The organism is Gaetbulibacter sp. NE (assembly GCF_025548475.1).
Lineage (GTDB): Bacteria > Bacteroidota > Bacteroidia > Flavobacteriales > Flavobacteriaceae > Gaetbulibacter_B > Gaetbulibacter_B jejuensis.
On sequence record NZ_JAOQHY010000006.1, the window covers coordinates 83,886 to 110,668 of the forward strand.

A 26,783-nucleotide genomic window follows, 5' to 3' on the forward strand; every position below is an offset into this window, starting at 1 on the left:
TAAGGAGAGCAAAATATGATTAATCTTTATCTAATTTATATTTGCTTAAGTCCATTCCGAAGTTAAGACCTTTAACATTTACTAATTCTTCTAGCTCTGTTAAAGATTTTTTACCGAAGTTACGGAACTTCATTAAATCATTTTTGTTGAATGATACTAAATCTCCTAATGTATCAACCTCTGCTGCTTTTAAACAGTTTAAGGCACGTACAGAAAGATCCATATCAACTAATTTAGTTTTTAATAACTGTCTCATGTGAAGTGATTCTTCATCATAAGTTTCAGTTTGAGCAATTTCGTCAGCCTCAAGAGTTATACGCTCATCAGAGAATAACATGAAGTGGTGAATTAATATCTTAGCCGCTTCAGTTAAAGCATCTTTAGGATGAATAGAACCGTCTGTGATGATTTCAAAAACTAATTTTTCGTAATCGGTTTTTTGCTCAACACGGAAGTTTTCTATACTGTACTTCACGTTTTTTATTGGCGTATATATTGAGTCAGTAAAGATAGTTCCAATAGGTGCAGAAGCTTTTTTGTTTTCTTCAGCAGGAACATATCCTCTACCTTTTTCAATAGTGATTTCCATATTGATGCTTACTTTAGGATCTAAGTTACAAATCACTAAGTCTTTGTTTAGTACTTGGAAACCTGAAATAAACTTTTGGAAATCTCCAGCTGTTATTTGCTCTTGACCAGAAATTGAGATTGAAACAGACTCATTATCGATTTCATCTATTTGACGCTTAAAGTTTACTTGCTTTAAGTTCAAAATCATTTCTGTTACATCTTCAACTACACCTGCAATTGTAGAAAACTCGTGATCTACACCTTCTATTCTTACAGATGTGATTGCGAAACCTTCTAAAGAAGATAATAAAACTCTTCTTAAAGCGTTTCCTACTGTTAGTCCATAACCTGGTTCTAGTGGTCTGAATTCGAATTTGCCTTCAAAATCAGTAGAATCGATCATGATTACTTTGTCAGGCTTTTGAAAATTTAATATTGCCATAGTGTTCTTCGTTTTAATTGTTATTTAGTTGCGCGATTTAAAAGCTTGAAGACGTCTAATAAATCCTTTGGCTAAATACCAATATGTTTAATTTATTATTTAGAATATAATTCGACGATGAATTGCTCGTTGATGTTCTCAGGAATTTGAACTCTTGCAGGAACAGATACAAATGTTCCTTGTTTAGTGTCGTTATTCCATGTAATCCACTCATAAACATGACTAGAGTTTGTTAATGAATTTTGGATTGCTTCTAAAGATTTTGATTTTTCTCTTACTGCTACAACATCTCCTGCTTTTAATTGGTAAGAAGGAATGTTTACGATATTTCCGTTAACAGTAATGTGTCTGTGAGATACTAATTGTCTAGCTCCACTACGTGAAGGAGACATTCCCATTCTGTAAACTACGTTGTCTAAACGAGACTCACAAAGTTGTAACAACACCTCACCAGTAATTCCTGGAGCAGCAGTTGCTTTTTTGAACATGTTTCTGAATTGCTTTTCTAAAATACCATAAGTGTATTTAGCTTTTTGCTTCTCCATTAATTGGATAGCGTATTCAGATTTTTTTCCACGACGCTTGTTTGCACCATGTTGACCTGGAGGATAATTTCTTTTTTCAAAAGCTTTATCATCTCCAAAAATAGCTTCACCAAATTTACGAGCTATTTTAGTTTTAGGACCAGTATATCTTGCCATTTTTAAATTAAATTATGAGAGTGTTTATGAATTAAGGTCTTAATCTTATCCTTCGATAAACGTGAATCTCTCGTTGATACTTGTTTAAAATTTTTCAGTTTGCAAATTTACATATAAAAAATTAATATCAACTATAAAAAACAGTTGATATTAATTCTTCAAAAATATAAATTAAACTCTTCTACGTTTTGGTGGACGACATCCATTATGTGGTAATGGAGTAACATCTACGATTTCTGATACTTCAATACCAGAGTTGTGAATAGATCTAATTGCAGATTCTCTACCATTTCCAGGACCTTTAACAAACACTTTCACTTTCTTTAATCCAGCTTCTTTTGCTACTCCTGCAGCATCTTCAGCAGCTAATTGTGCAGCATAAGGAGTGTTCTTTTTGGAACCTCTGAATCCCATTTTACCTGCAGATGACCATGAAATTACGTCACCTTTTTTGTTTGTTAAAGAGATAATGATGTTATTGAAAGATGCAGCAATGTGCGCTTCTCCAATTGCATCTACTATTACTTTACGTTTTTTAGTACTTGACTTTGCCATATTTTTTAGTTTCTAGTTGTTAGCTTTTAGTTGTTAGAATCCTAAACCTTTCGATTTCGAACAGATTCATCTAACGTCTAATTACTAATGACTACTGTCTTGTTATTATTTAGTTGCTTTCTTCTTGTTAGCAACGGTTTTTCTTCTACCTTTTCTAGTTCTAGAGTTGTTCTTTGTACGTTGACCTCTTAATGGAAGCCCAGATCTGTGACGAATACCTCTGTAACATCCAATATCCATTAATCGCTTAATGTTTAATTGAGTTTCAGAACGCAATTCACCTTCGATAGTATAAGTTCCAACAGCGTCACGGATTGCTCCAATTTGATCATCTGTCCAATCTTGTACTTTTGTGCTTTCATCAACTTTAGCCGTTGCCAAAATTTCTTTTGCTCTACTTTTACCTACTCCGTAGATATAAGTTAAAGAGATTACTCCTCTTTTCTGTTTTGGTATGTCTACACCTGCAATTCTTGCCATAATTATCCTTGTCTTTGTTTGAATCTAGGATTCTTTTTGTTAATTACGTAAAGTCTACCTTTTCTACGCACTAATTTACAATCAGCGCTTCTTTTTTTAACTGATGCTCTTACTTTCATCGTATTAGTATCTATAGGTTATACGAGCCTTTGTTAAATCGTAAGGACTCATTTCTAATTTTACTTTGTCTCCTGGTAACAACTTAATATAATGCATACGCATTTTACCAGATATATGTGCAGTCACAATATGACCATTTTCTAATTCAACACGAAACATCGCATTAGATAATGCTTCTATGATTGTTCCGTCTTGTTCTATTGCTGCTTGTTTTGCCATAGTATATAGTTTTAAGCTACTGCTTTTCTATTTTTACCTGTTTTCATCAAGCCATCATAGTGTTTATTCAACAAGTAAGAATTTACTTGTTGCATGGTATCAATTGCAACTCCTACCATAATCAATAATGACGTTCCTCCAAAAAACAATGCCCAACCAGCTTGTACATCCATAAGCTTTACAATAATTGCTGGGAACACAGCTATTAATGCTAAGAATAATGATCCTGGTAAAGTTATTTGAGACATTATTTTATCTAAATACTCAGAAGTTTCAGTTCCTGGTCTAATACCTGGAATAAAACCACCGCTTCGTTTTAAGTCGTCAGCCATTTTGTTTGTTGGTACTGTAATAGCTGTATAAAAATATGTAAACACTATAATTAAGAGTGCAAATACTAGGTTGTACCAAAATCCGAAAATATCAGAAAACTGTGTTTGCATCCATGTACCTACTTCTCCTGATCCAAATGATTTACCAATTAAACTTGGCACAAACATGATAGCTTGAGCAAAGATGATTGGCATAACTCCTGAAGCGTTTAACTTTAATGGTAAAAACTGTCTAGAGCCAAATGCATTTTTTTCGTATCCACCTGTAGCTGTACGTCTTGCATATTGCACTGCGATTTTACGTACTGCCATAACTAGCATTACTGAACCTAGTATAATTAACAACCAAATAACAAGCTCAATTAAAATCATAATTAAACCTCCATTAGATTGTGTTACTCTAGCAGCATACTCTTGTAAAAATGATTGTGGTAAAGTAGCTATAATACCTACCATAATTAATAATGAAATACCATTACCAATACCTTTATCAGTAATTTTTTCACCTAACCACATTGCAAAAATACATCCAGTAACTAATATTATTACTGAAGAAATCATAAATGTAGTTGGAGAAAAACCATTAACTAAAAGTGCACTTGTTGAGTTAACTCCTGTTAATGATGGTAAGCTTGCTAAATATCCTGGTGCTTGAACCAAACAGATACCTATTGTTAACCAACGGGTTATTTGAGTGATTTTCTTTTGACCACTTGCTCCTTCTTTTTGAAGTTTTTGTAAATAAGGAATTGCTATTCCCATTAACTGCACTACAATAGAAGCAGAGATATAAGGCATAATACCTAGGGCAAATACTGATGCGTTAGAAAAACCTCCACCAGTAAACGCATTGATTAACCAAATTAATCCACCTTCGGCAGCATCTCCTTGTAATCCTGATAATTTAGTAAAGTCAATACCTGGAAGCACTATTTGTGCACCAAAACGGTAAACTAAAAGCAAACCAAGTGTTAACATGATTCGGTCTTTTAGTTCCGTTATTTTCCAAACATTTTTTATAGTGTCTATAAATTTCATACTTATAATAATCTTATAAAGTTACAGCTTCTCCTCCTGCAGCTTCAATAGCAGCTTTTGCTGAAGCAGTAAATTTATGAGCAGATACTTTTAATTTAGATTTTAATTCTCCACGACCTAATATTTTTACTAAATCGTTTTTACCAGCCAAACGTAATTGTACTAGCGTTTCAAAATCTATAGTATCCTTTATCTTCTTATCGTCAACCAATTGTTGTAATGTATCAAGATTTACACCTTGGTATTCTACACGGTTGATGTTAGTAAATCCGAATTTAGGCACACGTCTTTGAAGTGGCATTTGTCCACCTTCAAAACCAAGTTTTTTAGAATATCCAGAACGAGACTTTGCTCCTTTGTGACCACGTGTTGCAGTACCACCTTTTCCAGAACCTTGTCCTCTACCTACTCTTTTTCCTTGATTTTTAACTGAGCCTTCAGCTGGTTTTAAATTACTTAAGTCCATTTTTATGTCTTATTATTTTGTTTCTTCAACAGAAACTAAATGTTTAACTTTATTAACCATACCAACGATATTTGGAGTGGCATCATGTTCTACAACCTGACCGATTCTTTTTAAACCTAAAGCCTCTAAAGTTCTCTTTTGGGTTTGAGTACGATTGATTGTACTTTTTACTTTTGTTACTTTGATCTTTGCCATCTTCCTTAAGATTAACCGTTAAATACTTTTTCTAATGATATTCCTCTATCCTTAGCAACTGTGTCAGCACTTCTTAATTGTAATAAAGCATCAAAAGTAGCTTTAACAACGTTGTGAGGGTTAGAAGATCCTTGAGATTTAGATAATACATCATGTACACCTACTGCTTCAAGAACTGTTCTTACAGCTCCACCAGCAATTACTCCTGTACCAGGAGCAGCAGGAATGATGTTTACTCTAGCTCCACCAAATTTACCTTTTTGCTCGTGTGGCAAAGTTTTTTTGATGATTGGTATTCTAACCAAGTTTTTCTTTGCGTCTTCAACTGCTTTTGCAATTGCGGTAGCAACATCTTTAGATTTTCCTAAACCATGTCCTACTACACCTGCTTCATCACCTACTACTACGATAGCTGAAAAACCAAATGCTCTACCACCTTTAGTTACTTTTGTAACTCTTTGTACACCAACTAAACGATCTTTAAGATCTAATCCACCTGGTTTTACTAATTCTGCGTTTTTATATTTTTGATACATAATGTCTTAAAATTTTAGTCCGCCTTCTCTAGCACCTTCTGCTAACGATTTTACTCTTCCGTGATATTGATATCCACCTCTGTCAAAAGAGATAGTTTCTACACCTGCTTTTAATGCTTTTTCAGCTACTGCTTTACCAACTAAGGCTGCAATTTCTGTTTTAGTACCTTTTGCAGAACTAATGTCTTTGTCTCTTGAAGATGCAGCAATGATAGTTTTACCTGTTACATCATCCACAACTTGAGCATAAATTTCTTTATTACTTCTAAATACAGCTAAACGTGGTCTAGATTCAGTTCCTGAAACTACCTTACGAATTCTGCTTTTTATTCTTAATCTTTTTTGATTCTTTGTTAATGCCATAACTAAACTATTAAGCTGATTTACCTGCTTTTCTTCTTAATACTTCTCCTACAAACTTAATTCCTTTTCCTTTGTAAGGTTCTGGTTTTCTAAATGCACGAATTTTCGCTGCTACTTGTCCTACCAATTGTTTGTCGTGAGATGTTAATTTTACGATTGGATTTTTTCCTTTTTCAGAGATTGTCTCTACTTTTACTTCTGGAGCTAAATCCAAAATAATGTTGTGAGAAAATCCTAAAGCTAAATCCAATTTTTGTCCTTGGTTAGATGCTCTATAACCTACACCTACCAATTCTAGTTCTTTTGTCCATCCTTCAGATACACCTTTAATCATATTGTTGATTAAAGCTCTGTAAAGACCATGTTTTGCTCTTTGGTCTTTTTTATCTGTTGAACGCGTTACTTGTACGCTTCCTTCTTCAACAGCTATATCTACGTCTGAAAATTCTTGAGTTAATTCACCTAATTTACCTTTTACAGTAATTACATTGTCTTTAACTTCTACTGTAACTCCTTGTGGGATAGTTACTGGGTTATTACCTATTCTTGACATGTTCTTTCTGTTTTAAATTAGTAAACGTAACACAATAATTCTCCACCAACGTTTTCTCTTTGCGCTTGTTTTCCTGTTAATACACCGTGAGATGTTGAAACAATTGCAATTCCAAGACCGTTAAGGATTCTTGGCATTTCGTTAGCACTTGCGTATTTACGTAAACCTGGTTTACTTATTCTTTGAATTTTCTTAATTACAGGTTCTTTAGTATCTTTATTGTACTTAAGAGCTATTTTAATAGTTCCTTGTACTGTAGAGTCATCAAACTTGTAACTTAAAATATATCCTTGATCGAATAATATTTTAGTAATTTCTTTTTTTAGATTAGATGCAGGTATCTCAACCACTCTGTGGTTAGCTTTTACTGCATTTCTAACTCTCGTTAGATAATCTGCGATTGGATCTGTATACATTTATATTAATTTGCGGTTTTGGTTTTCGAAAATTAGTTTTCGAACTTCAAACCAATTTATAATTCTTTGTTTACCAACTTGCTTTTTTAACTCCTGGTATTAAGCCTTTGTTAGCCATTTCGCGTAACATTACACGAGAAATTCCAAATGTACGTACGTATCCTTTTGGTCTTCCTGTTAATTTACAACGGTTGTGCATACGTACAGGTGATGCATTTCTTGGTAACTTTTGTAATGCTTCGTAGTCTCCAGCTTCTTTTAAAGCTTTACGTTTTTCAGCATATTTTGCTACCGTTTTTGCTCTTTTCACCTCACGGGCTTTCATTGATTCTTTAGCCATATCTTAGTTCTTTTGAAAAGGTAATCCTAATTCAGTTAATAACGATTGTGCTTCTTTATCTGTGTCTGCAGATGTTACGAAAGTAATATCCATACCAGAAATTCTGTTGATCTTGTCAATATCAATCTCAGGGAAAATGATTTGCTCAGTAACTCCTAAGTTGTAGTTACCTCTACCATCAAATCCTGTAGCTTTAATACCATCAAAGTCTCTAACTCGTGGTAAAGCTGAAGTAATCAAACGGTCTAAAAACTCATACATTTGCTCACCTCTAAGTGTAACTTTAGCACCTATTGGCATTCCTTTACGTAATTTGAATGATGCAACGTCTTTTTTAGATAAAGTTGCAACAGCTTTTTGACCAGATATTTTTGTTAATTCTTCAACAGCGTGATCAATTAATTTTTTATCTGCTACTGCTGCTCCAACACCTTTAGAGATTACAATCTTTTTAAGTTTTGGAACTTGCATTACATTTTTATAACCGAATTCTTCTGTAAGAGCAGAAACTATTTTGTCCTTGTACTCTTGTTTTAATCTTGGAATGTAAGCCATAATTATATTACTTCATTAGATTTTGTAGAAAATCTTACTTTCTTATCACCTTCCATTTTATATCCTACTCTTGTTGGTTCACCTTTACTTGTTAAAAGTGACAAGTTAGAGATATGAATTGGTGCTTCTTTTTCTACGATACCACCTTGAGGGTTTTGTGCACTTGGTTTAGTGTGTTTCTTTACCATGTTTATACCTTCTACGATGGCCTTGTTTTTATCGATAAATACTTTAAGTACTTTCCCTTCAGATCCTTTGTGATCTCCAGCGATTACTTGTACTGTATCTCCTGATTTTATTTTAAGCTTTGTCATCTTGTTTATCAATTAAAGCACTTCTGGTGCTAATGATACAATTTTCATGAATTGTTTATCACGAAGTTCTCTAGCAACAGGTCCAAAAACACGTGTTCCTCTCATTTCTCCTTGCGGATTTAAAAGTACACAAGCGTTATCGTCAAATCTGATATAAGATCCGTCTGGACGTCTTACTTCTTTTACTGTACGCACAACAACAGCTGTTGATACTGCTCCTTTTTTAATGTTTCCGTTAGGAGTTGCGTCTTTTACTGAAACTACTATTTTGTCACCAATAGAAGCATATCTTCTTTTGGTTCCACCTAGAACACGAATAGTTAAAACTTCTTTCGCTCCAGTGTTATCAGCTACTTTTAATCTTGATTCTTGTTGTACCATAATTACTTCGCTCTTTCAATTATTTCTACTAATCTCCAACATTTAGATTTACTTAAAGGTCGTGTTTCCATGATCTTTACAGTATCTCCAATATTACAGTCGTTTGTTTCGTCGTGAGCAACATATTTCTTTGTTTTCAAAACGAACTTTCCGTACATAGGGTGTTTTACTTTTTTAACTTCTGAAACCACGATTGATTTCTGCATTTTGTTGCTAGTAACAACACCTATACGCTCTTTTCTTAAATTTCTTTTTTCCATCTTTCAGCCAGAATACAATTATTGTATTTCTCTTTTAGTTAATTCTGTTGCAATTCTCGCTACGGCACGACGTACGTTACGTAACTGAATTGGATTATCTAATGGAGAGATCGCATGAGCCATTTTAAGGTCTGCATAACTCTTTTTAGTCTCGCTAAGTTTTTCTTGTAACTCAGCTACTGATAGCTGTTTAATTTCTGCTTGCTTCATAATTCTCTATATTAAGCTTCGTAATCTCGAGCTATTAAAAACTTAGTTCTTACTGGTAACTTTTGAGCCGCTAAACGTAAAGCTTCCTTAGCAACATCCATTGGTACCCCACCAACTTCGAAGATAATTCTACCTGGTTTAACAACAGCTACCCAATATTCTACAGCACCTTTACCTTTACCCATACGTACTTCCAAAGGCTTCTTAGTGATCGGTTTGTCTGGGAAAACTTTAATCCATAATTGACCCTCTCTCTTCATGTAACGAGTAGCTGCGATACGAGCTGCCTCGATCTGACGAGATGTCAAGAAGTTAGCATCTAAAGATTTTATACCAAACATACCATTAGAAAGTGTATGACCTCTTCCGGTATTTCCTTTCATACGTCCTTTTTGGACTTTACGAAATTTTGTTCTTTTCGGTTGTAACATTTTACTTTTCTTTAAAAATTACTTTCTACGACGAGATTTGTTCCCACCGCGTCCTCCAGACTTGCCACCTTGCTTCTTAGACAAGCCAACTAATGGAGAAAGTTCTCTTTTTCCGTATACTTCACCTTTCATGATCCATACTTTAACACCTAATCTACCATAAGTAGTATGTGCCTCAACTAAAGCATAGTCAATATCAGCTCTAAACGTAGATAAAGGAATACGTCCTTCTTTGTAGTGCTCGCTACGTGCCATTTCAGCACCATTTAAACGACCACTGATCTGAATTTTGATCCCTTCAGCATTCATACGCATTGCAGCAGCGATAGCCATTTTGATCGCACGACGGTAAGAGATACGATTCTCAATTTGTCTAGCAATACTTGATCCTACTAAAAATGCGTCAAGTTCAGGTCTTTTGATTTCAAAGATGTTTAACTGAACTTCTTTTCCAGTAATTTTCTTAAGCTCTTCTTTTAACTTGTCTACCTCTTGACCACCTTTCCCGATAATAATACCAGGTCTTGCAGTAGTGATAGTAACGGTTACAAGTTTAAGTGTACGCTCGATGATCACTCTGGATACACTAGCTTTTGATAAACGAGCATGGATATACTTTCTGATCTTATCGTCTTCAGCAAGTTTGTCTCCATAATCATTTCCACCATACCAGTTAGATTCCCATCCTCTGATGATTCCTAAGCGATTTCCGATTGGATTTGTTTTTTGTCCCATACCTCTATCTTAGCTTTGTGTGTTATTTAATGCTCCAATCACAACTGTTACGTGATTTGAACGTTTTCTAATTCTGTGTGCACGACCTTGAGGTGCTGGACGTAATCTTTTTAACATAGATCCTCCATCAACTCTGATCTCTTTTACAAATAGGTTTGCGTCCTCAATGCTTGCATCTTCGTTTTTTGCTTGCCAGTTAGCTATTGCAGATAACAATAACTTCTCTAAGCGACGAGATGCTTCTTTTGAACTAAACCTTAAAATTTGAAGAGCTTTCTCAGCTTTTTGACCTCTAACCAAGTCTGCAACTAAACGCATTTTTCTTGGTGAGGTTGGACAGTTGTTCAACTTTGCAAAAGCAACTTGTTTTCTGTCTTCCTTTATAGCATCTGCCATTTGTTTTTTACGACTTCCCATAGCTCTACTTATTTTTTACCTTTATTTTTTGCACCTGCATGTCCTCTAAACGAACGTGTTGGTGAAAATTCTCCTAATTTATGACCTACCATATTTTCAGTTACATAAACTGGTACAAATTGACGACCGTTGTGTACAGCTATAGTCTGCCCAACGAAATCTGGTGAAATCATTGATGCTCTAGACCAAGTTTTAATAACAGTCTTTTTATTTGAAGCTACGTTTTCTGCAACTTTCTTTTCTAATTTATAATGGATGTAAGGTCCTTTTTTTAATGAACGTGCCATATTATCTCAATTATTTCTTTCTACGTTCTACAATATACTTGTTACTTGCTTTGGTTTTAGAACGTGTTCTATAACCTTTAGCTGGAATACCATTTCTAGATCTTGGGTGTCCACCAGACGAACGTCCTTCTCCACCACCCATTGGGTGATCAACTGGGTTCATTACTACTGGTCTTACTCTAGGTCTTCTTCCTAACCAACGTGTTCTACCTGCTTTACCAGATACTAACAATTGGTGGTCAGAGTTTGATATAACACCTATTGTTGCCATACAATCTGCAAGTACTAAACGTGTTTCACCTGATGGTAATTTAATAGTTGCAAATTTTCCGTCTCTTGCCATTAATTGAGCAAACGCTCCTGCACTTCTTGCCATAACCGCTCCTTGACCTGGACGTAACTCTATACAAGAGATAATAGTACCAAGAGGAATTTGGCTTAAAGGCATTGCATTACCAATTTCAGGAGCGATACCTTCTCTACCCGAAACAATGTTTTGTCCAACCTGTAGACCGTTTTGAGCAATGATGTATCTTTTTTCTCCGTCTTGGTAGTTCAATAACGCGATAAAAGCTGTTCTGTTTGGATCGTATTCAATTGTTTTAACTTCAGCTGGAATTCCAGTTTTGTTACGCTTAAAATCAATGATACGATACTTCTTCTTATGACCTCCACCAATATGGCGCATGGTCATTTTTCCTTGACTGTTTCTACCACCAGATCTTTTGTTCGGAGCAAGTAAACTTTTCTCCGGCTTATCAGTAGTGATGGCGTCAAATCCATTTACTACTCTAAAACGCTGAGCTGATGTGATCGGTTTTAATTTTCTTACTGACATTTTCGTCTAATTACATGTTACTGTATAAATCAATAGTCTCACCTTCCGCCAGTTGTACAATTGCTTTTTTAATTGCATTTGTTTTACCATGTTGAATACCTGTTTTTGTGTAACGGGTTCTTCTATCTGGACGGACATTTATAGTACGAACTTTTTCAACAGAAACTCCATAAGCAGCTTCAACTGCTTTTTTGATTTCTACCTTGTTCGCCTTTGTATTCACTTGGAAACTAAAGCAGTTGTTTAACTCACTATTAGTTGTCGCTTTTTCAGTGATAATAGGTTTAATTAAGATACTCATGGTTTTCTTATTTACTTAAATTCGACTCAATTTCTTCTAGAGAACTCTCTAAAAGAACTAATTTATTTGCGTTTAAAATTTTATAAGTGTTTAATTCTGAGTTAGTTACAACTTCAGACCCTTTAAAATTTCGTGATGACAAATATACATTATTATTTGAAGCACCCAACACAAACAACGATTTTTTGTCTTGTATGTCTAATGCTTTCAGTACTGCTGTAAAGTTTTTCGTCTTTGGAGCATCAAAATTGAAGTCTTCCAAAACAACGATATCTTTATCATTAGCTTTCATTGTTAAAGCAGATTTTCTTGCTAAACGCTTCAAGTTTTTATTTAATTTGAAGCTGTAGTTTCTTGGTCTTGGTCCGAACATACGTCCACCACCTTTAAATACACCAGACTTGATACTACCTGCTCTTGCAGTACCAGTACCTTTTTGTTTTTTAATCTTACGTGTACTTCCTGCAATTTCTGCTCTTTCTTTAGCCTTGTGCGTTCCTTGACGTTGGTTAGCAAGATATTGCTTCACGTCTAAGTAAACAGCATGGTTGTTAGGCTCAATAGCGAACACATCTTTAGAAAGCTCTGCTTTTCTACCTGTGTCTTTTCCGTTTATATCTAAAACTGCTACTTTCATTATTTCTCAATGATTACATAAGAGTTTTTGTGTCCAGGAACACATCCTTTTACAACTAGTAAGTTCTTTTCAGGAACTACTTTGTACACTCTTAAATTTTCAACTTTCACTTTTTCGCCACCCATTCTTCCGGCCATCTTCATTCCTTTGAATACTCTCGCAGGATAAGAAGCAGCACCAATAGAACCTGGAGCTCTTAAACGGTTGTGCTGACCATGCGTTGCTTGACCAACTCCACCAAAACCATGACGTTTAACAACACCTTGGAATCCTTTTCCTTTAGATGTACCAGCAATATCTACAAACTCACCTTCAATAAAGTGCTCTACAGTAATTGCATCACCTAATTTGTAATCTCCTTCAAATCCTTGGAATTCTACGACTTTAGTTTTAACAGAAGTACCAGCTTTCTTAGCATGACCTAATTCAGCTTTAGTAGCACTTTTATCTGTCTTGTCATCGAAACCAAGTTGAAGGGCATTGTACCCGTCAACCTCTTCGGTTCTGACTTGGGTAACGATACATGGACCTGCTTCAATTACTGTACAAGGAATGTTTTTCCCGTTTTCATCAAAGATGCTGGTCATACCGATTTTTTTTCCTATTAACCCAGACATATTTATTAATTATTAATTATTACTATTCTATTTATTAAAACTCAAGGCTGAAAAATACGTTTCAGCCTTGAATTGTATTTTTAACCGTTTTTCCCTCGCTCGCAGCTCAGGACATGTTTGTGTTCACTTACACTTTTATCTCAACTTCAACTCCACTTGGTAATTCAAGCTTCATTAAAGCATCAATTGTTTTTGAAGATGAAGAGTAAATATCCAATAATCTCTTGTAAGAACTTAATTGGAATTGTTCTCTTGACTTCTTGTTTACGTGTGGTGAACGTAACACAGTGAAAATCTTTTTATGTGTTGGTAACGGAATTGGTCCTGTTACAACAGCTCCAGTACTTTTTACTGTTTTTACAATCTTATCAGCAGACTTGTCAACTAAATTGTGATCGTAAGACTTTAATTTTATTCTAATTTTCTGACTCATTTTCTTTTAGTTTTAAGCTTCTACGCCTTTAGCTGCTTTGATTACTTCTTCTGAAATATTTGAAGGAGTTTCAGCATAGTGTGAAAATTCCATTGTTGATGTCGCACGTCCTGAAGACAATGTTCTTAATGTTGTTACATATCCAAACATTTCTGATAAAGGCACAACAGCTTTTACTGTTTTAGCTCCTGCTCTGTCACCCATATCACTTACTTGTCCTCTACGACGGTTAAGGTCACCTACTATATCACCCATATTTTCTTCTGGAGTGATTACTTCTAGTTTCATCATAGGTTCCATTATTACAGCTTTTGCAGCTTTTGCAGCAGCTTTGAATCCTAATTTAGCAGCTAATTCGAATGATAGCTGATCAGAATCCACATCATGGTAAGAACCATCAGTTAAAGTTACTTTCATAGCGTCAACTTCGTATCCTGCTAAAGGACCGTTTTGCATAGCCATTTTGAATCCTTTTTCAATTGAAGGGATAAATTCTTTAGGAACATTACCACCTTTAATTTCAGAGATAAACTCTAAACCTTCTTTACCTTCTTCTGCAGGCTCAAGAGTAAATACAATATCTGCAAATTTACCACGTCCACCAGATTGTTTCTTATAAACTTCTCTGTGTTCTGCACGTTGAGTAATAGCTTCTTTGTATTCTACTTGTGGCTGACCTTGGTTTACTTCAACCTTAAACTCACGCTTAAGACGGTCAACAATAATATCTAAATGAAGCTCACCCATTCCAGAAATAATAGTCTGTCCTGAAGCTTCGTCAGTTCTTACTGTAAATGTTGGATCTTCTTCAGCAAGCTTACCTAACGCTAAACCTAATTTATCAACATCAGCTTTAGTTTTTGGCTCAACTGCTATACCAATTACTGGATCTGGGAAATCCATAGACTCCAATACTATTGGGTGTTTTTCATCAGACATAGTATCACCAGTCTTGATATCTTTAAACCCTACTGCTGCTCCAATATCTCCTGCTTCGATGTATTCAATAGCATTTTGCTTATTAGAGTGCATTTGGTAGATACGAGAGATACGCTCTTTTTTACCTGAACGGTTGTTCAATATATAAGAACCTGCATCTAAACGCCCTGAATAAGCTCTAAAGAATGCTAAACGACCTACGAAAGGATCTGTAGCAATTTTAAATGCTAAAGCTGAAAAAGGTGCCTTTGCATCTGGTTTACGAGATTCTTCAGCTCCTGTATCAGGATTGGTTCCTACAATGTTATCTCTATCTAATGGAGATGGTAAGTAACGACATACAGCGTCTAATAAAAACTGAACCCCTTTATTTTTAAATGAAGAACCACAAATCATTGGAATGATAGCCATATCCATTACAGCAGCTCTAAGTGCAGCATGCACTTCTTCTTCTGTAATAGAATCTTCATCTTCCATGAACTTTTCTAATAAGTTTTCGTCATAAGTTGCCACTTCTTCAATAAGTAATGCACGATACTTACGAGCTTCCTCTTTAAGCTCTTCAGGAATTTCAACTACGTCAAAAGTTGAACCATAGTTATCATCGTGCCAAACTATAGCACGGTTTTTTACTAAATCTACAATACCCTTAAAATCGGCTTCTTCACCAATGTTTAATACAATAGGCACTGCATTAGACTTTAACATGTCTTTTACCTGTTGGCAAACTGCTAAGAAATTAGATCCTTGACGGTCCATTTTATTAACAAAACCAATACGAGGCACTTTATAGTTATCTGCAAGTCTCCAGTTAGTTTCAGATTGTGGCTCAACACCATCAACTGCACTAAATAAGAATACTAACCCATCAAGAACACGTAAAGAACGGTTTACCTCAACCGTAAAATCAACGTGACCTGGAGTATCGATAATATTAAAGTGATACCCTTTAGTTTCTGGAGTTGGTTGCGCATTTTCTAATGGAAACTGCCAAGTACAAGTAGTTGCAGCCGAAGTAATTGTAATACCACGCTCTGCCTCTTGCTCCATCCAGTCCATAGTTGATGCTCCATCATGTACCTCTCCTATCTTGTGAGACACACCCGTATAAAAAAGAATACGTTCTGTTGTTGTTGTTTTTCCTGCGTCAATATGCGCAGCAATTCCTATGTTTCTAGTATATTTTAAATCTCTTGCCATTTTAATTAAAATCTAAAGTGTGAGAATGCTTTGTTTGCTTCTGCCATTTTGTGAGTATCAACTCTTTTCTTAACAGCAGCTCCTTCTTCTTTAGCAGCAGCTAAAATTTCAGCAGCTAATTTTTGCGACATAGATTTTTCATTTCTCTTACGAGCATAACCTATAAGCCATTTCATTGCTGTTGAAACTTTACGATCTGGACGTATTTGCATTGGAATTTGAAATGTTGCTCCACCTACACGACGACTACGTACTTCTACGTGAGGCATAACGTTAGATAACGCATCTTTCCAAATTTCTAAAGCTGTTTTTTCTTCATCTGTTTTTTTCGACTCTACAATATCAATTGCATCATAGAATACTTTAAAAGCTACTGACTTTTTACCGTCCCACATCATCATGTTAACGAAACGAGTTACTAACTGATCGTTAAAACGTGGATCTGGTAAAAGCGGTCTTTTTTTCGCTTGTCTTTTTCTCATGTCTTCTTCTTAAAGTTTTTTAATTACTTCTTAGGGCGTTTTGCACCATACTTAGATCTACGTTGCGTTCTACCTGAAACACCTGCTGTGTCTAAAGCACCACGAACGATGTGATATCTAACACCTGGTAAATCTTTTACCCTTCCACCTCTAACCAATACTATCGAGTGCTCTTGTAAATTGTGACCTTCACCACCGATGTATGCATTAACCTCGTTTCCGTTTGTTAAACGAACCCTTGCCACCTTACGCATTGCTGAGTTAGGTTTCTTAGGAGTTGTCGTGTAAACACGAGTACACACACCACGTCTTTGTGGACACGAATCTAAAGCAGCCGATTTACTCTTCTTGGTTATTTTGGCTCTTCCTTTTCGTACTAATTGTGAAATTGTTGGCATATATTACTATATAATTTTTATTAAACCCTTGTTTAAAGGGCTGCAAAGGTAGAAATAAATATTAATTTTTCAAACGTAAATCAATTAATTTTAAATTAGTTGCCTATTTATTTTTAGCTAAACATATTTTTAGTGATAAAAATCCGTTAGCTTTGGGTAATCTTTTTATTTATGCCTGAAAAAAAATTGCTGCTACAATTTGCGATTTGGTTGCTTTTTACAGCAAACCTTTTTTCGCAGTCGTTATATTTATCAGCAATTGGTGATAATGAAAATGAAACCGCTGTTATTGATTCATTATTATACAGGAAAACATTTAATGATTATCAAAGTTTATTACAGGAAGTAGACACATTAAAAGCTAGGTTAAACACTATTGGATATATTGAAAGTGAACTCAAGAGTTTTAACAAGTCTAATGACTCAACCTTCACTGCTCAGTTTTCTTTAAACAATAAATACGATTACATACATATATATTACAAAGATGTCATCGACAAAAAACTATTATCTTTAATTTCTAACTCTGTAACTGATGATTATTTTGAAGTTAACATCAGCAATTTAGAAGCGTCATTAAACATTCTAAATACTGAAATTTCTAATCAAGGTGATCCGTTTTCTTTTTTACAGTTAGATGAGATTTCTAAAAAAGACACTTCTACACTATCAGCAAACTTAGTACTATCAAGTAAAAGTCAAAGATTTATTGACAAGATTATTGTAAAAGGTTACGAAAAGTTTCCGAAGTCTTATTTACGACACTACCTTAATATTAAAAAAGGACAGACTTTTAATCTTTCAGACATAAAAAATAAATCTTCAGTAATTAACGATTTGAGGTTTGCGAATCAAATTAAAGATCCTGAGGTTTTATTCACAAAAGACTCTACCATATTATATGTATACATCGAAAAAGTAAAAAGCAACACTTTTGATGGCTTTTTGGGCTTTGGCACAAACACTGAAACCAATAAAATTGAATTTGACGGTTACTTAAATTTAAATCTTACAAACAACTTAAATTATGGAGAGTCTTTAAAACTACTTTACAAAAGTGATGAAAACGAGCAAAAAACTTTTGACATTAACACCACGTTTCCTTATATATTTAGAACTCCTTTAGGCATAGATTTAAATCTAAATATTTTTAAAAGAGATTCTTCATTTATTAATGTATCACAAAAGGCAAAGCTTTTTTATCAGTTAAATCCAAACAATCAAGTATCAATAGGAATTCATTCTATAAAATCTGAAAACTTACTTAACTCAAACGTTACAACTATTACTGATTTTAAGTCAGATTATTACACCGCCAACTACATTCATACAAGACCACAAAACTACAATCTATTATTTCCTACAAATTTTCTCTTCGACATTACATTAGGTTTGGGAAATAGAAATTCTGAAGGTGAAGATGAAAGACAAACCAAAGTAGAGTTAAACACCTTTAAAATTTTCAATTTAAATGATAAAAACAGCTTTTATTCACGGTTAAATTTTGCCTATTTAGACTCTAACACCTACTTAGAAAACGAATTATTTCGATTTGGTGGAATAAATTCAATTAGAGGATTTGAAGAAAACAGTCTTACAGCAAACCTATACACTGTTTTAAATACAGAATATCGCTACCAACTAAACAACACACTTTACGTAAACAGTGTTATTGACGCTGCATATTTTGAAGACAATTTCAATTCAATAAAAGAAAAACTTTTTGGTTTTGGGTTTGGCTTCGGACTACTTACAAACTCTGGTTTATTCAAACTAAACTACTCAGTTGGTAAAACCGAAAATCAAAAGTTTAAATTTTCTAATTCAAAACTTCACATTAGCTTATCCGCAAACTTTTAGCTAAAACCATAAGGTTTTTTTTAAAATTTTAATACAATATTATTGTTTTATTAACTTTTTATTAAGACTTTTGGCTTAGGCTAATTCAAATTAATTTAAATATGAAAACAAAGTTTAGTGGAATTCTAACGCTATTACTAGCGTTTGTCGTGCAATTAACTTTTGCACAAGAAAAAACAGTCTCAGGGACTGTGTCAGACGAATCTGGCTTACCCCTCCCTGGCGTTAATATCATTGTAAAAGGCACAACAAATGGAACTCAAACTGATTTTGATGGTAAATACTCCATCAATGCCAATGCGGGTGACGTGTTAACTTTTACATATGTAGGGTTAAAAACCCAAGAAATCACAGTTGGAACTTCAAACACAGTTAATGTTACTATGTTAGAAGATGCAGCAGTACTTGATGAAGTAGTAGTAACAGCATTAGGTATTGAAAGAGAAAAGAAATCTCTAGGTTATGCAACCCAAGAAGTTAAAGGGGATGCTGTATCTAAAATTAAAAGTTCAAACTTTGTTAATTCACTATCAGGTAAAGTTGCTGGTTTAGATATTAAATCTTCTGGTACTTTAGGTGGATCAACAAACGTTGTTATTAGAGGTAACAGTTCTATCGCTGGTAACAACCAAGCATTGTTTGTTGTTGATGGTATTCCTATTGACAACGGAAACACTAACTCAAGCGATCAAATAACAGGTCGTGGTGGTTACGATTATGGTAATGCCGCATCAGACATTAACCCTGACGACATTGAGTCTATCAACGTTTTAAAAGGTGCTGCTGCATCTGCCCTATACGGTTCTAGAGCTGCAAATGGTGTGATTATGATTACAACCAAAAAAGGCGCTAAAAAGAAAGGTTTAGGAATTACGATAAGCTCAAGTTTAACTTTAGGAAATGTTGATAAAGAAACATTACCTGTATACCAAAAAAGATATGGAGCTGGTTATGGACCATATTATGATGACCCTACTGGTTATTTTGGTTTAGCAGATATTGATGGAGATGGAATAGATGACCTTACTACAGTATTTACTGAAGATGCTTCTTATGGAGCTGAATTTGACCCTAACTTAATGATTTTTCAATGGAATTCAATTTTTCCACAGTTAGACACTTACCAACAAGCGTCTCCTTGGGTTGCAGGAGCTAATGACCCTAACTATGTATGGAAAACAGCATCAACAGCTGTTAATTCAGTATCAATTGATGGAGGTACAGACAAATCTGCTTTTAGATTAGGGTTTACCAACATGCTGCAAGAAGGTGGTTTACCTAACAGTAATATTAAAAGAAATACTATTAATTTTTCTGGTTCTCATGAGTTATCAGATAAATTAACTGCATCTGCAACAATGACCTATACCAAAACAAATGGTAAAGGTAGATATGGTACAGGTTATGACGCTAACAACGTAATGCAACAATTTAGACAATGGTGGCAAGTAAATGTTGATGTTAGAGAACAACAACAAGCTTACTTCGCAACTCGTGAGAATATCACTTGGAACACTAACTCTGCTACTGATTTAACTCCAATTTATTCTGACAACCCTTATTGGACGTTCTACGAAAACTATCAAACAGATGAGCGTAACAGATATTTCGGTAATGTTGCTTTAAACTACGAAATTAATGACTGGTTGAGTATTTTAGGACGATTTACATTTGACACCTACAGTGAGATTCAAGAAGAAAGAACAAACGTAGGAAGTGCTAATGTTTCTAAATATAGCAGATACAATAATAATGTAGCCGAATACAACTATGACTTCATTTTAAGTTTTAACAAAGACCTAAATGATAAATTAGACTTAGATGGTAACTTAGGTGCTAACTTAAGAAGAAATGAAAACAGCAGTATTTATGCTTCTACAAATGGAGGTTTAAACTTAGCTGGCCTTTATTCATTATCTAACAGTGTAAGCCCAATTAATGCTCCTGACGAATACGAAGCTGTACAAATGGTAGACGGTATTTATGCGCGTGCAGGTTTAGGTTATGACGATTTTGCATTTGTTGAAGGTACATATAGAATTGACCGTAACTCAAGCTTACCAAAAGCTGATAACACATACGATTATTGGTCAATAACAGGTAGTATGATTTTTACTCGCTACTTAAAAGCTGATTGGTTAAACTTTGGTAAGTTACGTGCTAACTATGGTATTGTTTCAAACGGAACTATTCCTTACAGAGTATTTAATACTTACGGAATTGGAACTCCATTTGGAGGTACTGGTATAGCATCTAACCAAGGCTCACTAAATAACGCAAACCTTAGACCAGAAGAGCAAAAAAACTGGGAAATAGGTTTAGAAATGCAGTTCTTAGACAGACGTTTAGGATTTGACGTAACCTATTACGATGCATTAAACGTTGATCAAATTACAGCTGTTCCAGTATCTAACTCAACTGGGTATACTTCTGTCTTACTTAATGCTGGTACTATATCAAACAAAGGATGGGAAGTACAATTAAATGGTACTCCTTTAAAGACTGAAGACTTTAGATGGGATGTAAACTTAAACTGGGCAAAAAACACTAGTTTAGTTGAAAGTTTAGCTGACGGTATTGATAACTTAGTACTTGGTTCTTTCCAAGGTGGTGTATCAATTAACGCTACTCCTGGTCAACCTTACGGTACTATCAGAGGTACAGATTTAGTATACCATGAAAACGGTCAACCAATTGTTAACCAAACTGGTTCTGCTTCAAGAATTGGTACTTATATGGTATCTGACACAAATAACGAAGTTATTGGTGATATCAACCCTGAATGGACTGCTGGTTTATTCAACAGCTTCACTTACAAAAACTTCAATTTAAGCTTCTTAATAGACATGCAAAAAGGTGGAGACGTTTTCTCTCTTGATACATGGTATGGGTATGCAACAGGATTATATGATTTCTCAGCTGGAAACAACGAATTAGGAAACCCTATTAGAGATGCTGTTACTGGTACTCCTGGAAATTATGGTGCCGACAGTGGTGGTATAATACTACCTGGTGTTGCTCCAGACGGTTCTCCTAACGAAGTAAGAGCTAACGCAAATATTTATGCAAACCCTTGGGGTTATGCAAGAGCTGCTAATAAGCAACACGTTTATGATGCAGGATTTATTAAACTACGTGAAGCAAGTTTAACTTATAATTTAGATTCTAAAATTTTAGACAGACTTCCTTTTACAAGCGCTTCGGTTTCAATTATTGGTAGAAATTTATGGATAATTGATAAAGATGTTCCTTATGCTGACCCTGAAGCTGGTTTAAGTTCTGGTAATATCCAAGGATATCAATCTGGTTCTTACCCAACTATGAGAGAAATAGGAGCAAGTCTTAAATTACAATTTTAAAAAAGAAGAATTATGAAAAAAATATTTTTAACAGCTCTATCACTTGTAGTATTGGTGTCTTGTAAAACTGATGACCAATATGAAGATTACAATAGAGACCCAAAAAATCCAACTCAAGTAGCTGCTGAGTTTACTTATAACGCAGCTGTAAAAAGTTTGTTTGACCAAATGACTAGCACAAATGTTAACACTAACATATTTAGACTTTTAGGTCAACATTGGACAGAAACCACCTATACTGATGAGGCAAACTATGATTTTACAACGAGAAATATTCCTCAAAATCATTGGTCTGAAATGTATAGAGATGTATTACTAGATTTAAAAACTACTAAAGAAATAGTTGCTAGTGATACTGAATTGACAGATGCTGAAAAAACAGCAAGAACTGCTCAAGCTGAAATCTTAATGATATACACTTGGCAACAACTTGTGGACACATTTGGAGACATCCCTTATACTGATGCTTTAAGCGATGTGACATTACCAACATATGATGATGACACGATGATTTATGAAAATTTAATTGAAAGAATTAACGCTGCTATCCCAGATATTTCAGCTTCTGGTTTTTCTGATGCTGATAAAATTTATGGTGGAGATGCTGCTGCTTGGAGTAAGTTCGCTAACTCTTTAAAGTTAAGGCTTGGTATTCGTTTAACCGATGTTAACCCAGGATTAGCTCAGTCAACAATTACTTCTGCTGTAAGCGCTGGTGTATTTACTTCAAATGCTGATAATGCACTATTACAGTATGAAGGTGCAACACCTAACACTAACCCTCTTTGGGTTGATTTAGTTCAATCAGGACGTTCTGACTTTATTGCTGCTAACACTTTAGTAGATATTATGAATGACTTAAGCGATCCTAGAAGAGAAGTTTACTTTGATCAAAACTTAGGAGCAGGTGTTTATGTTGGTGGTCCTTATGGAGAGAACAATAGTTTCCCTAATTACACTCATGTAGGAGCTGCAATGCACGAACCTACTACTCCAGGAGTTTTATTAGATTATGCTGAAGTTTCTTTTTACTTAGCTGAAGCTGCTGAGCGCTCAATTGTAGGAACTCCTGCAGACGCTGAGATGTACTACAACCAAGCTATTACTGCTTCTTTTGATTATTGGGGAGCGGACATCACTGGTTATTTAGCCAATCCTGATGTTGCTTATACAACTGCTGCTGGAGACTGGAGACAAAAAATTGGTACCCAAATGTGGTTAGCAATGTATAACAGAGGCTTTGAAGCTTGGACAGCATGGAGAAAATATGATGCTCCTGCATTAAATATTGCTGCAATTTCTGAGTTACCTGTACCTACTAGATACACTTATCCTGTAAACGAACAAAACCTTAACCAAGTTAATTACGAAGCGGCTTCTGCTGCTATAGGTGGTGATGATCAAACCACTAAAGTATTTTGGGATACAATGTAATTGTAAACCATTATATTAAACAACTAAAAAGCCCGAAAAGTTTAAATTTTTCGGGCTTTTTCATTACAACAACCACCTCCTTAATTTAACATATTTTAACGTTTTTAGCACGCTTTTTTAAGATTTAATCATTTTTCAACCCTTATTTTTGTGAAAATTTTTAAAAAAAGAAAAATGCTATTGAAAAAACACTACTCAATTTTATTGATATGTCTTCTATTATCCATCATTACCAAAGCTCAAAATACAGTTGGTACTATATTAAATACTGAAGACTCATTTGGTGGATATACACTTTTTACAGCTCAAACTGAAACTTATTTAATAAACAACTGTGGAGAAGTTGTAAACCAATGGACTAGTCAGTACCCTCCTGGTAACTCTGTATATCTACTAGAAGACGGTTCTTTATTAAGAGCTTGTAATGTAGGTAATACGCATATACAATTTGGTGGTACTGGTGGTAGAATTGAAAAATTTGATTGGGATGGAAATTTAACTTGGGAATTTGATTATTCTAATACCACTATGTTACAGCATCATGATATTTTCCCAATGGATAATGGAAACATACTTGTTTTAGCCGCTACTGAAATGACTAGCGAAGAAGCTATTGAAGCTGGTAGAGACCCAAGTAAATTAGATAACGGAAGATTATTAAACGAGCAAGTTATTGAAATTGAACCATCCGGAACAAACTCAGCTACTATTGTATGGGAATGGAATATTAAAGACCACCTTGTTCAAGATTTTGATAGCACAAAAGACAATTACGGAGTAATTTCTGAAAACCCAAATAAACTTGACATTAACTATCTAGGTGGTTTAAGCGGAAACGAAAACTGGTTACACATAAACTCTATTCAGTATAATAAGAATTTAGACCAAATTGTATTATCGTCTAGACATATGAATGAAATTTACATCATAGATCACTCAACAACCACAGCTCAAGCAGCCTCAAGTACAGGAGGAGTTTATGGAAAAGGTGGTGATTTTCTTTACCGATGGGGAAACCCACAGGCTTACGACCATGGTACTGAAAGCGACAGAAAACTTTTTGGTCAGCATTACCCACATTGGATTCCTGAGGGATTACCATATGCTGGAAAATTAATATTATTCAATAATGGATTTGGTAGAGTTCCTAGTTTTTCTGAAGTATTTATAATTACTCCACCAACTACTAGCCCTGGTGTTTATTCATATTCTCAAAATGTAGCATTCGGTCCTACTTCTACTGATTACACATATACTGACCCTAATAATGAAACGGAATTCTTTTCAAGAATTTTATCTGGAGCTCAAATGCTTCCTAACGGAAACATTTTAATTTGCGATGGAGATTCAGGATACTTTTTTGAAATAGATTCTAACGAAAATACTGTTTGGGAATACATAAACCCTTCAAGCTCTAATGGAATTTTATCGCAAGGAGATAATCCTAATGAAAACCCCAATATAGTATTTAGAGCCACCAGTTACTCTCCAAGTTATTCTGCCTTTACAGGAAGAGATTTAACACCTGGAGACCCTATAGAATTGAACCCTAATTTATCAGGATGTGAAGCTCTTAGTTTATCTGATGTTGAACAAAACTCTGTTAGCGTATACCCTAACCCAACAACAAACAGAATCAATATTAAAACCCAAGGGACTATTGATAGTATTGAAGTATATGACGTCATGGGTATTAGAGTAGCGCAAAACAAAAACACCAATGGTATTGATTTGAATAACTTAAAGTCTGGAGTATACTTTTTAAATATTACAGATAATGGTAAACTAACCACAAAAAAAGTCATAAAGCAATAATTCATCAAATACCATTAACTCTTTTACTTTTAAAGGTTGGTTTTTTATACCTTTGACCCAATGGAAAAAGAGACCACAATTTTCGGCATAAGAGCTATTATAGAAGCTATTAAATCTGGTGAGAATATTGATAAAATATTTCTTCAAAAAGGTTTAAAAGGAGATTTATTTACAGAATTGGAACAACTTATAAGACAAGAACGATTGAACGCGTCTTATGTTCCTGTTGAAAAATTAAACCGATTAAGCAAAAAGAACCATCAAGGAGCTGTAGCTCAAATAGCTCCAATTTCATTTTATGATATTGAAGACTTGGTTCTAAATGTTATAGAATCTGGTAAAACGCCATTATTCTTATTGTTAGACCAACTTAACGATGTTAGAAATTTTGGTGCCATTATTAGAACTGCTGAATGTACTGGTGTTTCAGGAATTATTATCCAGAAAAAAGGCGGAGCTCCTGTAAATGGAGACACTGTGAAAACAAGTGCTGGAGCCATTTTTAAAATCCCAATTTGTAAAGTTGATCATATAAAAGATGCTGTTTTTCATATGCAAGCATCAGGAATTAAAGTTATTGCAGCCACAGAAAAAACTGATAATACGATTTATGATGTTTCGTTTAACGAACCTTGTGCTATCATCATGGGATCAGAAGGTAAGGGCATCAACCCTTCGGTGTTGAAAGTAGCTGATGAAAAAGCAAAACTTCCTATTCTTGGAGAAATTGAATCTTTAAACGTTTCAGTAGCTTGTGGGGCTTTTTTATATGAAGCCGTTAGGCAACGTCTTTAATCGTCACCTTTTTCTTTCTTCCTAAAGTCATACACAACCTTTATTGACCTTTGCTCTGAATCTACATTGGTTTCAGATTCAATCTCAGATTCTATATGTTCAATAAAATTACCATTTTCATCAAAATGTCTTAAAAAAGGATCATCCTCTTCGTTATACTCTGGTTGCTGCCAAACATACTTTTCTGGTTTAGCAATAGCTTTTCTAAAAATTAAAGCAAATACAAAGCCAGTAATTAATCCTGCTAAGTGACCTTCCCAAGAAATGCCCTTTTCAACAGGAAATACATACCATATCATACTTCCATATAAAAATATGATTAGTAGTGATAATGCTACAAGCCTAAAATGTCTTGCAAAAACGCCTTTAAAAAATATAAAACTTACAAGCACATAAATTAAACCACTGGCTCCAATATGGTTTGCAGGTCTACCAATACACCAAGTGATTAATCCTGACAGTAAAATACCGTACAAAATCACTTTCCAAGAAATTTTTCGGTAGAAATAAAACAAAGCCATTGAAAGCACAAACAACGGAATGGAATTATTGTACAAGTGCTCAATATCTGAATGAATAAAGGGACTTAGTACAATTCCTTTTAGTCCTTTTAATGTTAATGGATACACGCCTAAGCTTTTTATACTAGGAAAAAAGCGCACTTGCATCCAAAACACAAGCCATAGCAACATAACAAAAAAGACAGGATATGCTATCACTCCTGTAGAATACTTAAACTGTTGCTGATTGCTCATAGAC

37 protein-coding genes are annotated in these 26,783 nt (G+C 34.6%); 5 read left to right on the plus strand and 32 right to left on the minus strand.

What is annotated here, in order from left to right; all coding sequences use genetic code 11:
* Positions 1-19 precede the first annotated feature (19 nt).
* The 31 genes from OD803_RS08910 to rpsL form a co-directional block, all read right to left on the minus strand.
* Positions 20-1,012: a DNA-directed RNA polymerase subunit alpha gene (locus OD803_RS08910; protein ID WP_129761420.1), complete on the minus strand. Its 993-nt coding sequence runs from the start codon at positions 1,010-1,012 to the stop codon at positions 20-22.
* Between the two features lie 95 nt (positions 1,013-1,107).
* Entirely contained in the window at positions 1,108-1,713 is a 606-nt protein-coding gene (gene rpsD, locus OD803_RS08915; RefSeq protein WP_262733171.1) for a 30S ribosomal protein S4, read from the minus strand.
* A gap of 171 nt (positions 1,714-1,884) precedes the next feature.
* Entirely contained in the window at positions 1,885-2,268 is a 384-nt protein-coding gene (gene rpsK / locus OD803_RS08920) for a 30S ribosomal protein S11 (RefSeq protein WP_129761422.1), read from the minus strand.
* A gap of 105 nt (positions 2,269-2,373) precedes the next feature.
* Complete coding sequence (rpsM, locus tag OD803_RS08925) at positions 2,374-2,748, minus strand: 30S ribosomal protein S13 (RefSeq protein WP_129761423.1); 375 nt, start codon at positions 2,746-2,748, stop codon at positions 2,374-2,376.
* A gap of 2 nt (positions 2,749-2,750) precedes the next feature.
* On the minus strand, positions 2,751-2,867 hold the full coding sequence (gene ykgO, locus OD803_RS08930; RefSeq protein WP_008269159.1) for a type B 50S ribosomal protein L36: 117 nt from the start codon (positions 2,865-2,867) through the stop codon (positions 2,751-2,753).
* Positions 2,868-2,871: 4 nt separating this feature from the next.
* Positions 2,872-3,087 (minus strand): translation initiation factor IF-1, encoded by a 216-nt coding sequence (infA, locus tag OD803_RS08935; RefSeq protein ID WP_007094967.1) that lies wholly within the window; start codon positions 3,085-3,087, stop codon positions 2,872-2,874.
* A gap of 11 nt (positions 3,088-3,098) precedes the next feature.
* The gene (gene secY / locus OD803_RS08940; protein ID WP_131508153.1) at positions 3,099-4,457 is read right to left on the minus strand and encodes a preprotein translocase subunit SecY; all 1,359 of its coding nucleotides are present in this window, start codon (positions 4,455-4,457) and stop codon (positions 3,099-3,101) included.
* A 13-nt stretch (positions 4,458-4,470) separates the two neighbouring features.
* Positions 4,471-4,923, minus strand: coding sequence for a 50S ribosomal protein L15 (gene rplO, locus OD803_RS08945; protein ID WP_129761425.1), 453 nt, complete (start codon positions 4,921-4,923; stop codon positions 4,471-4,473).
* Positions 4,924-4,935: 12 nt separating this feature from the next.
* The gene (rpmD, locus tag OD803_RS08950) at positions 4,936-5,118 is read right to left on the minus strand and encodes a 50S ribosomal protein L30 (RefSeq protein WP_129761426.1); all 183 of its coding nucleotides are present in this window, start codon (positions 5,116-5,118) and stop codon (positions 4,936-4,938) included.
* 11 nt (positions 5,119-5,129) lie between these two features.
* On the minus strand, positions 5,130-5,654 hold the full coding sequence (gene rpsE, locus OD803_RS08955; RefSeq protein WP_129761427.1) for a 30S ribosomal protein S5: 525 nt from the start codon (positions 5,652-5,654) through the stop codon (positions 5,130-5,132).
* Positions 5,655-5,660: 6 nt separating this feature from the next.
* The gene (gene rplR / locus OD803_RS08960) at positions 5,661-6,017 is read right to left on the minus strand and encodes a 50S ribosomal protein L18 (protein WP_262733172.1); all 357 of its coding nucleotides are present in this window, start codon (positions 6,015-6,017) and stop codon (positions 5,661-5,663) included.
* Between the two features lie 10 nt (positions 6,018-6,027).
* Entirely contained in the window at positions 6,028-6,570 is a 543-nt protein-coding gene (gene rplF / locus OD803_RS08965; RefSeq protein WP_131508151.1) for a 50S ribosomal protein L6, read from the minus strand.
* A gap of 17 nt (positions 6,571-6,587) precedes the next feature.
* A complete protein-coding gene (gene rpsH, locus OD803_RS08970) occupies positions 6,588-6,986 on the minus strand; it encodes a 30S ribosomal protein S8 (protein WP_262733173.1) in 399 nt (132 codons plus the stop codon).
* 70 nt (positions 6,987-7,056) lie between these two features.
* Positions 7,057-7,326, minus strand: a complete 270-nt coding sequence (gene rpsN / locus OD803_RS08975; protein ID WP_129761431.1) for a 30S ribosomal protein S14 — start codon at positions 7,324-7,326, stop codon at positions 7,057-7,059.
* Between the two features lie 3 nt (positions 7,327-7,329).
* The gene (rplE, locus tag OD803_RS08980) at positions 7,330-7,881 is read right to left on the minus strand and encodes a 50S ribosomal protein L5 (RefSeq protein ID WP_129761432.1); all 552 of its coding nucleotides are present in this window, start codon (positions 7,879-7,881) and stop codon (positions 7,330-7,332) included.
* Between the two features lie 2 nt (positions 7,882-7,883).
* Positions 7,884-8,195, minus strand: a complete 312-nt coding sequence (gene rplX, locus OD803_RS08985; RefSeq protein ID WP_262733174.1) for a 50S ribosomal protein L24 — start codon at positions 8,193-8,195, stop codon at positions 7,884-7,886.
* 12 nt (positions 8,196-8,207) lie between these two features.
* Positions 8,208-8,576, minus strand: a complete 369-nt coding sequence (rplN, locus tag OD803_RS08990; protein WP_129761434.1) for a 50S ribosomal protein L14 — start codon at positions 8,574-8,576, stop codon at positions 8,208-8,210.
* Between the two features lie 2 nt (positions 8,577-8,578).
* Complete coding sequence (gene rpsQ / locus OD803_RS08995) at positions 8,579-8,836, minus strand: 30S ribosomal protein S17 (protein WP_073085362.1); 258 nt, start codon at positions 8,834-8,836, stop codon at positions 8,579-8,581.
* 18 nt (positions 8,837-8,854) lie between these two features.
* Positions 8,855-9,046: a 50S ribosomal protein L29 gene (gene rpmC, locus OD803_RS09000; RefSeq protein WP_262733175.1), complete on the minus strand. Its 192-nt coding sequence runs from the start codon at positions 9,044-9,046 to the stop codon at positions 8,855-8,857.
* A gap of 11 nt (positions 9,047-9,057) precedes the next feature.
* Positions 9,058-9,477, minus strand: coding sequence for a 50S ribosomal protein L16 (rplP, locus tag OD803_RS09005; RefSeq protein ID WP_262733176.1), 420 nt, complete (start codon positions 9,475-9,477; stop codon positions 9,058-9,060).
* 18 nt (positions 9,478-9,495) lie between these two features.
* Positions 9,496-10,212 (minus strand): 30S ribosomal protein S3, encoded by a 717-nt coding sequence (rpsC, locus tag OD803_RS09010; protein WP_262733177.1) that lies wholly within the window; start codon positions 10,210-10,212, stop codon positions 9,496-9,498.
* 9 nt (positions 10,213-10,221) lie between these two features.
* On the minus strand, positions 10,222-10,629 hold the full coding sequence (gene rplV / locus OD803_RS09015; protein ID WP_129761438.1) for a 50S ribosomal protein L22: 408 nt from the start codon (positions 10,627-10,629) through the stop codon (positions 10,222-10,224).
* Positions 10,630-10,637: 8 nt separating this feature from the next.
* Positions 10,638-10,916 carry a 30S ribosomal protein S19 gene (gene rpsS / locus OD803_RS09020; RefSeq protein WP_008269180.1) on the minus strand — a complete coding sequence of 93 codons (279 nt, stop codon included), beginning with the start codon at positions 10,914-10,916 and terminating at the stop codon, positions 10,638-10,640.
* A 10-nt stretch (positions 10,917-10,926) separates the two neighbouring features.
* On the minus strand, positions 10,927-11,754 hold the full coding sequence (rplB, locus tag OD803_RS09025; RefSeq protein ID WP_262733178.1) for a 50S ribosomal protein L2: 828 nt from the start codon (positions 11,752-11,754) through the stop codon (positions 10,927-10,929).
* A gap of 10 nt (positions 11,755-11,764) precedes the next feature.
* The gene (gene rplW / locus OD803_RS09030; protein ID WP_129761440.1) at positions 11,765-12,055 is read right to left on the minus strand and encodes a 50S ribosomal protein L23; all 291 of its coding nucleotides are present in this window, start codon (positions 12,053-12,055) and stop codon (positions 11,765-11,767) included.
* Between the two features lie 7 nt (positions 12,056-12,062).
* Positions 12,063-12,692: a 50S ribosomal protein L4 gene (gene rplD / locus OD803_RS09035; protein ID WP_131508147.1), complete on the minus strand. Its 630-nt coding sequence runs from the start codon at positions 12,690-12,692 to the stop codon at positions 12,063-12,065.
* A complete protein-coding gene (gene rplC, locus OD803_RS09040) occupies positions 12,692-13,309 on the minus strand; it encodes a 50S ribosomal protein L3 (RefSeq protein WP_129761442.1) in 618 nt (205 codons plus the stop codon). The genes rplD and rplC overlap by 1 nt, the downstream gene beginning before the upstream one ends.
* Positions 13,310-13,436: 127 nt before the next feature.
* Positions 13,437-13,742 carry a 30S ribosomal protein S10 gene (gene rpsJ, locus OD803_RS09045; RefSeq protein WP_007650482.1) on the minus strand — a complete coding sequence of 102 codons (306 nt, stop codon included), beginning with the start codon at positions 13,740-13,742 and terminating at the stop codon, positions 13,437-13,439.
* Positions 13,743-13,754: 12 nt separating this feature from the next.
* Positions 13,755-15,881 carry an elongation factor G gene (fusA, locus tag OD803_RS09050; protein ID WP_262733179.1) on the minus strand — a complete coding sequence of 709 codons (2,127 nt, stop codon included), beginning with the start codon at positions 15,879-15,881 and terminating at the stop codon, positions 13,755-13,757.
* A 5-nt stretch (positions 15,882-15,886) separates the two neighbouring features.
* The gene (rpsG, locus tag OD803_RS09055; RefSeq protein WP_129761444.1) at positions 15,887-16,363 is read right to left on the minus strand and encodes a 30S ribosomal protein S7; all 477 of its coding nucleotides are present in this window, start codon (positions 16,361-16,363) and stop codon (positions 15,887-15,889) included.
* A 23-nt stretch (positions 16,364-16,386) separates the two neighbouring features.
* A complete protein-coding gene (gene rpsL, locus OD803_RS09060) occupies positions 16,387-16,761 on the minus strand; it encodes a 30S ribosomal protein S12 (RefSeq protein ID WP_019386263.1) in 375 nt (124 codons plus the stop codon).
* Between the two features lie 171 nt (positions 16,762-16,932).
* Here rpsL and OD803_RS09065 point away from each other — a divergent pair, with 171 nt between their 5' ends.
* From OD803_RS09065 to rlmB, 5 genes are all read left to right on the plus strand, one after another.
* Positions 16,933-18,621, plus strand: a complete 1,689-nt coding sequence (locus OD803_RS09065; RefSeq protein ID WP_129761445.1) for a POTRA domain-containing protein — start codon at positions 16,933-16,935, stop codon at positions 18,619-18,621.
* Positions 18,622-18,722: 101 nt separating this feature from the next.
* Positions 18,723-21,980, plus strand: a complete 3,258-nt coding sequence (locus OD803_RS09070; protein ID WP_262733180.1) for a SusC/RagA family TonB-linked outer membrane protein — start codon at positions 18,723-18,725, stop codon at positions 21,978-21,980.
* Positions 21,981-21,992: 12 nt separating this feature from the next.
* Entirely contained in the window at positions 21,993-23,414 is a 1,422-nt protein-coding gene (locus OD803_RS09075) for a SusD/RagB family nutrient-binding outer membrane lipoprotein (protein ID WP_129761447.1), read from the plus strand.
* Between the two features lie 174 nt (positions 23,415-23,588).
* Entirely contained in the window at positions 23,589-25,229 is a 1,641-nt protein-coding gene (locus tag OD803_RS09080; RefSeq protein ID WP_262733181.1) for an aryl-sulfate sulfotransferase, read from the plus strand.
* 60 nt (positions 25,230-25,289) lie between these two features.
* Complete coding sequence (gene rlmB / locus OD803_RS09085; protein WP_262733182.1) at positions 25,290-26,024, plus strand: 23S rRNA (guanosine(2251)-2'-O)-methyltransferase RlmB; 735 nt, start codon at positions 25,290-25,292, stop codon at positions 26,022-26,024.
* Here the strand turns inward: rlmB and OD803_RS09090 are convergent.
* On the minus strand, positions 26,021-26,779 hold the full coding sequence (locus OD803_RS09090; protein WP_262733183.1) for a rhomboid family intramembrane serine protease: 759 nt from the start codon (positions 26,777-26,779) through the stop codon (positions 26,021-26,023). The two genes, rlmB and OD803_RS09090, sit on opposite strands and share 4 nt — an antisense overlap.
* Between the last annotated feature and the right edge of the window lie 4 nt (positions 26,780-26,783).

Coding starts and splice junctions, on each gene's coding strand:
- ykgO (WP_008269159.1), bottom strand. CDS start 2,867: ATGAAAGTAAGAGCATCAGTTAAAAAAAGAAGCGCTGATTGTAAATTA.
- rpmC (WP_262733175.1), bottom strand. CDS start 9,046: ATGAAGCAAGCAGAAATTAAACAGCTATCAGTAGCTGAGTTACAAGAA.
- OD803_RS09090 (WP_262733183.1), bottom strand. CDS start 26,779: ATGAGCAATCAGCAACAGTTTAAGTATTCTACAGGAGTGATAGCATAT.
- rpsQ (WP_073085362.1), bottom strand. CDS start 8,836: ATGGAAAAAAGAAATTTAAGAAAAGAGCGTATAGGTGTTGTTACTAGC.
- rplD (WP_131508147.1), bottom strand. CDS start 12,692: ATGAAAGTAGCAGTTTTAGATATAAACGGAAAAGACACAGGTAGAAAA.
- rlmB (WP_262733182.1), top strand. CDS start 25,290: ATGGAAAAAGAGACCACAATTTTCGGCATAAGAGCTATTATAGAAGCT.
- fusA (WP_262733179.1), bottom strand. CDS start 15,881: ATGGCAAGAGATTTAAAATATACTAGAAACATAGGAATTGCTGCGCAT.
- rpsJ (WP_007650482.1), bottom strand. CDS start 13,742: ATGAGTCAGAAAATTAGAATAAAATTAAAGTCTTACGATCACAATTTA.
- rpsK (WP_129761422.1), bottom strand. CDS start 2,268: ATGGCAAAGTCAAGTACTAAAAAACGTAAAGTAATAGTAGATGCAATT.
- rpsS (WP_008269180.1), bottom strand. CDS start 10,916: ATGGCACGTTCATTAAAAAAAGGACCTTACATCCATTATAAATTAGAA.
- OD803_RS09070 (WP_262733180.1), top strand. CDS start 18,723: ATGAAAACAAAGTTTAGTGGAATTCTAACGCTATTACTAGCGTTTGTC.
- secY (WP_131508153.1), bottom strand. CDS start 4,457: ATGAAATTTATAGACACTATAAAAAATGTTTGGAAAATAACGGAACTA.
- rplX (WP_262733174.1), bottom strand. CDS start 8,195: ATGACAAAGCTTAAAATAAAATCAGGAGATACAGTACAAGTAATCGCT.
- OD803_RS09065 (WP_129761445.1), top strand. CDS start 16,933: ATGCCTGAAAAAAAATTGCTGCTACAATTTGCGATTTGGTTGCTTTTT.
- rplF (WP_131508151.1), bottom strand. CDS start 6,570: ATGTCAAGAATAGGTAATAACCCAGTAACTATCCCACAAGGAGTTACA.
- infA (WP_007094967.1), bottom strand. CDS start 3,087: ATGGCAAAACAAGCAGCAATAGAACAAGACGGAACAATCATAGAAGCA.
- OD803_RS09075 (WP_129761447.1), top strand. CDS start 21,993: ATGAAAAAAATATTTTTAACAGCTCTATCACTTGTAGTATTGGTGTCT.
- OD803_RS09080 (WP_262733181.1), top strand. CDS start 23,589: ATGCTATTGAAAAAACACTACTCAATTTTATTGATATGTCTTCTATTA.
- rplE (WP_129761432.1), bottom strand. CDS start 7,881: ATGGCTTACATTCCAAGATTAAAACAAGAGTACAAGGACAAAATAGTT.
- rpsL (WP_019386263.1), bottom strand. CDS start 16,761: ATGCCAACAATTTCACAATTAGTACGAAAAGGAAGAGCCAAAATAACC.
- rplC (WP_129761442.1), bottom strand. CDS start 13,309: ATGTCTGGGTTAATAGGAAAAAAAATCGGTATGACCAGCATCTTTGAT.
- rpsM (WP_129761423.1), bottom strand. CDS start 2,748: ATGGCAAGAATTGCAGGTGTAGACATACCAAAACAGAAAAGAGGAGTA.
- rpsH (WP_262733173.1), bottom strand. CDS start 6,986: ATGTATACAGATCCAATCGCAGATTATCTAACGAGAGTTAGAAATGCA.
- rplV (WP_129761438.1), bottom strand. CDS start 10,629: ATGGGAAGTCGTAAAAAACAAATGGCAGATGCTATAAAGGAAGACAGA.
- rplP (WP_262733176.1), bottom strand. CDS start 9,477: ATGTTACAACCGAAAAGAACAAAATTTCGTAAAGTCCAAAAAGGACGT.
- rpsE (WP_129761427.1), bottom strand. CDS start 5,654: ATGTATCAAAAATATAAAAACGCAGAATTAGTAAAACCAGGTGGATTA.
- rplO (WP_129761425.1), bottom strand. CDS start 4,923: ATGGACTTAAGTAATTTAAAACCAGCTGAAGGCTCAGTTAAAAATCAA.
- OD803_RS08910 (WP_129761420.1), bottom strand. CDS start 1,012: ATGGCAATATTAAATTTTCAAAAGCCTGACAAAGTAATCATGATCGAT.
- rplB (WP_262733178.1), bottom strand. CDS start 11,754: ATGTCAGTAAGAAAATTAAAACCGATCACATCAGCTCAGCGTTTTAGA.
- rplN (WP_129761434.1), bottom strand. CDS start 8,576: ATGGTACAACAAGAATCAAGATTAAAAGTAGCTGATAACACTGGAGCG.
- rplW (WP_129761440.1), bottom strand. CDS start 12,055: ATGAGTATCTTAATTAAACCTATTATCACTGAAAAAGCGACAACTAAT.
- rpsG (WP_129761444.1), bottom strand. CDS start 16,363: ATGAGAAAAAGACAAGCGAAAAAAAGACCGCTTTTACCAGATCCACGT.
- rplR (WP_262733172.1), bottom strand. CDS start 6,017: ATGGCATTAACAAAGAATCAAAAAAGATTAAGAATAAAAAGCAGAATT.
- rpsN (WP_129761431.1), bottom strand. CDS start 7,326: ATGGCTAAAGAATCAATGAAAGCCCGTGAGGTGAAAAGAGCAAAAACG.
- rpsC (WP_262733177.1), bottom strand. CDS start 10,212: ATGGGACAAAAAACAAATCCAATCGGAAATCGCTTAGGAATCATCAGA.
- rpsD (WP_262733171.1), bottom strand. CDS start 1,713: ATGGCAAGATATACTGGTCCTAAAACTAAAATAGCTCGTAAATTTGGT.
- rpmD (WP_129761426.1), bottom strand. CDS start 5,118: ATGGCAAAGATCAAAGTAACAAAAGTAAAAAGTACAATCAATCGTACT.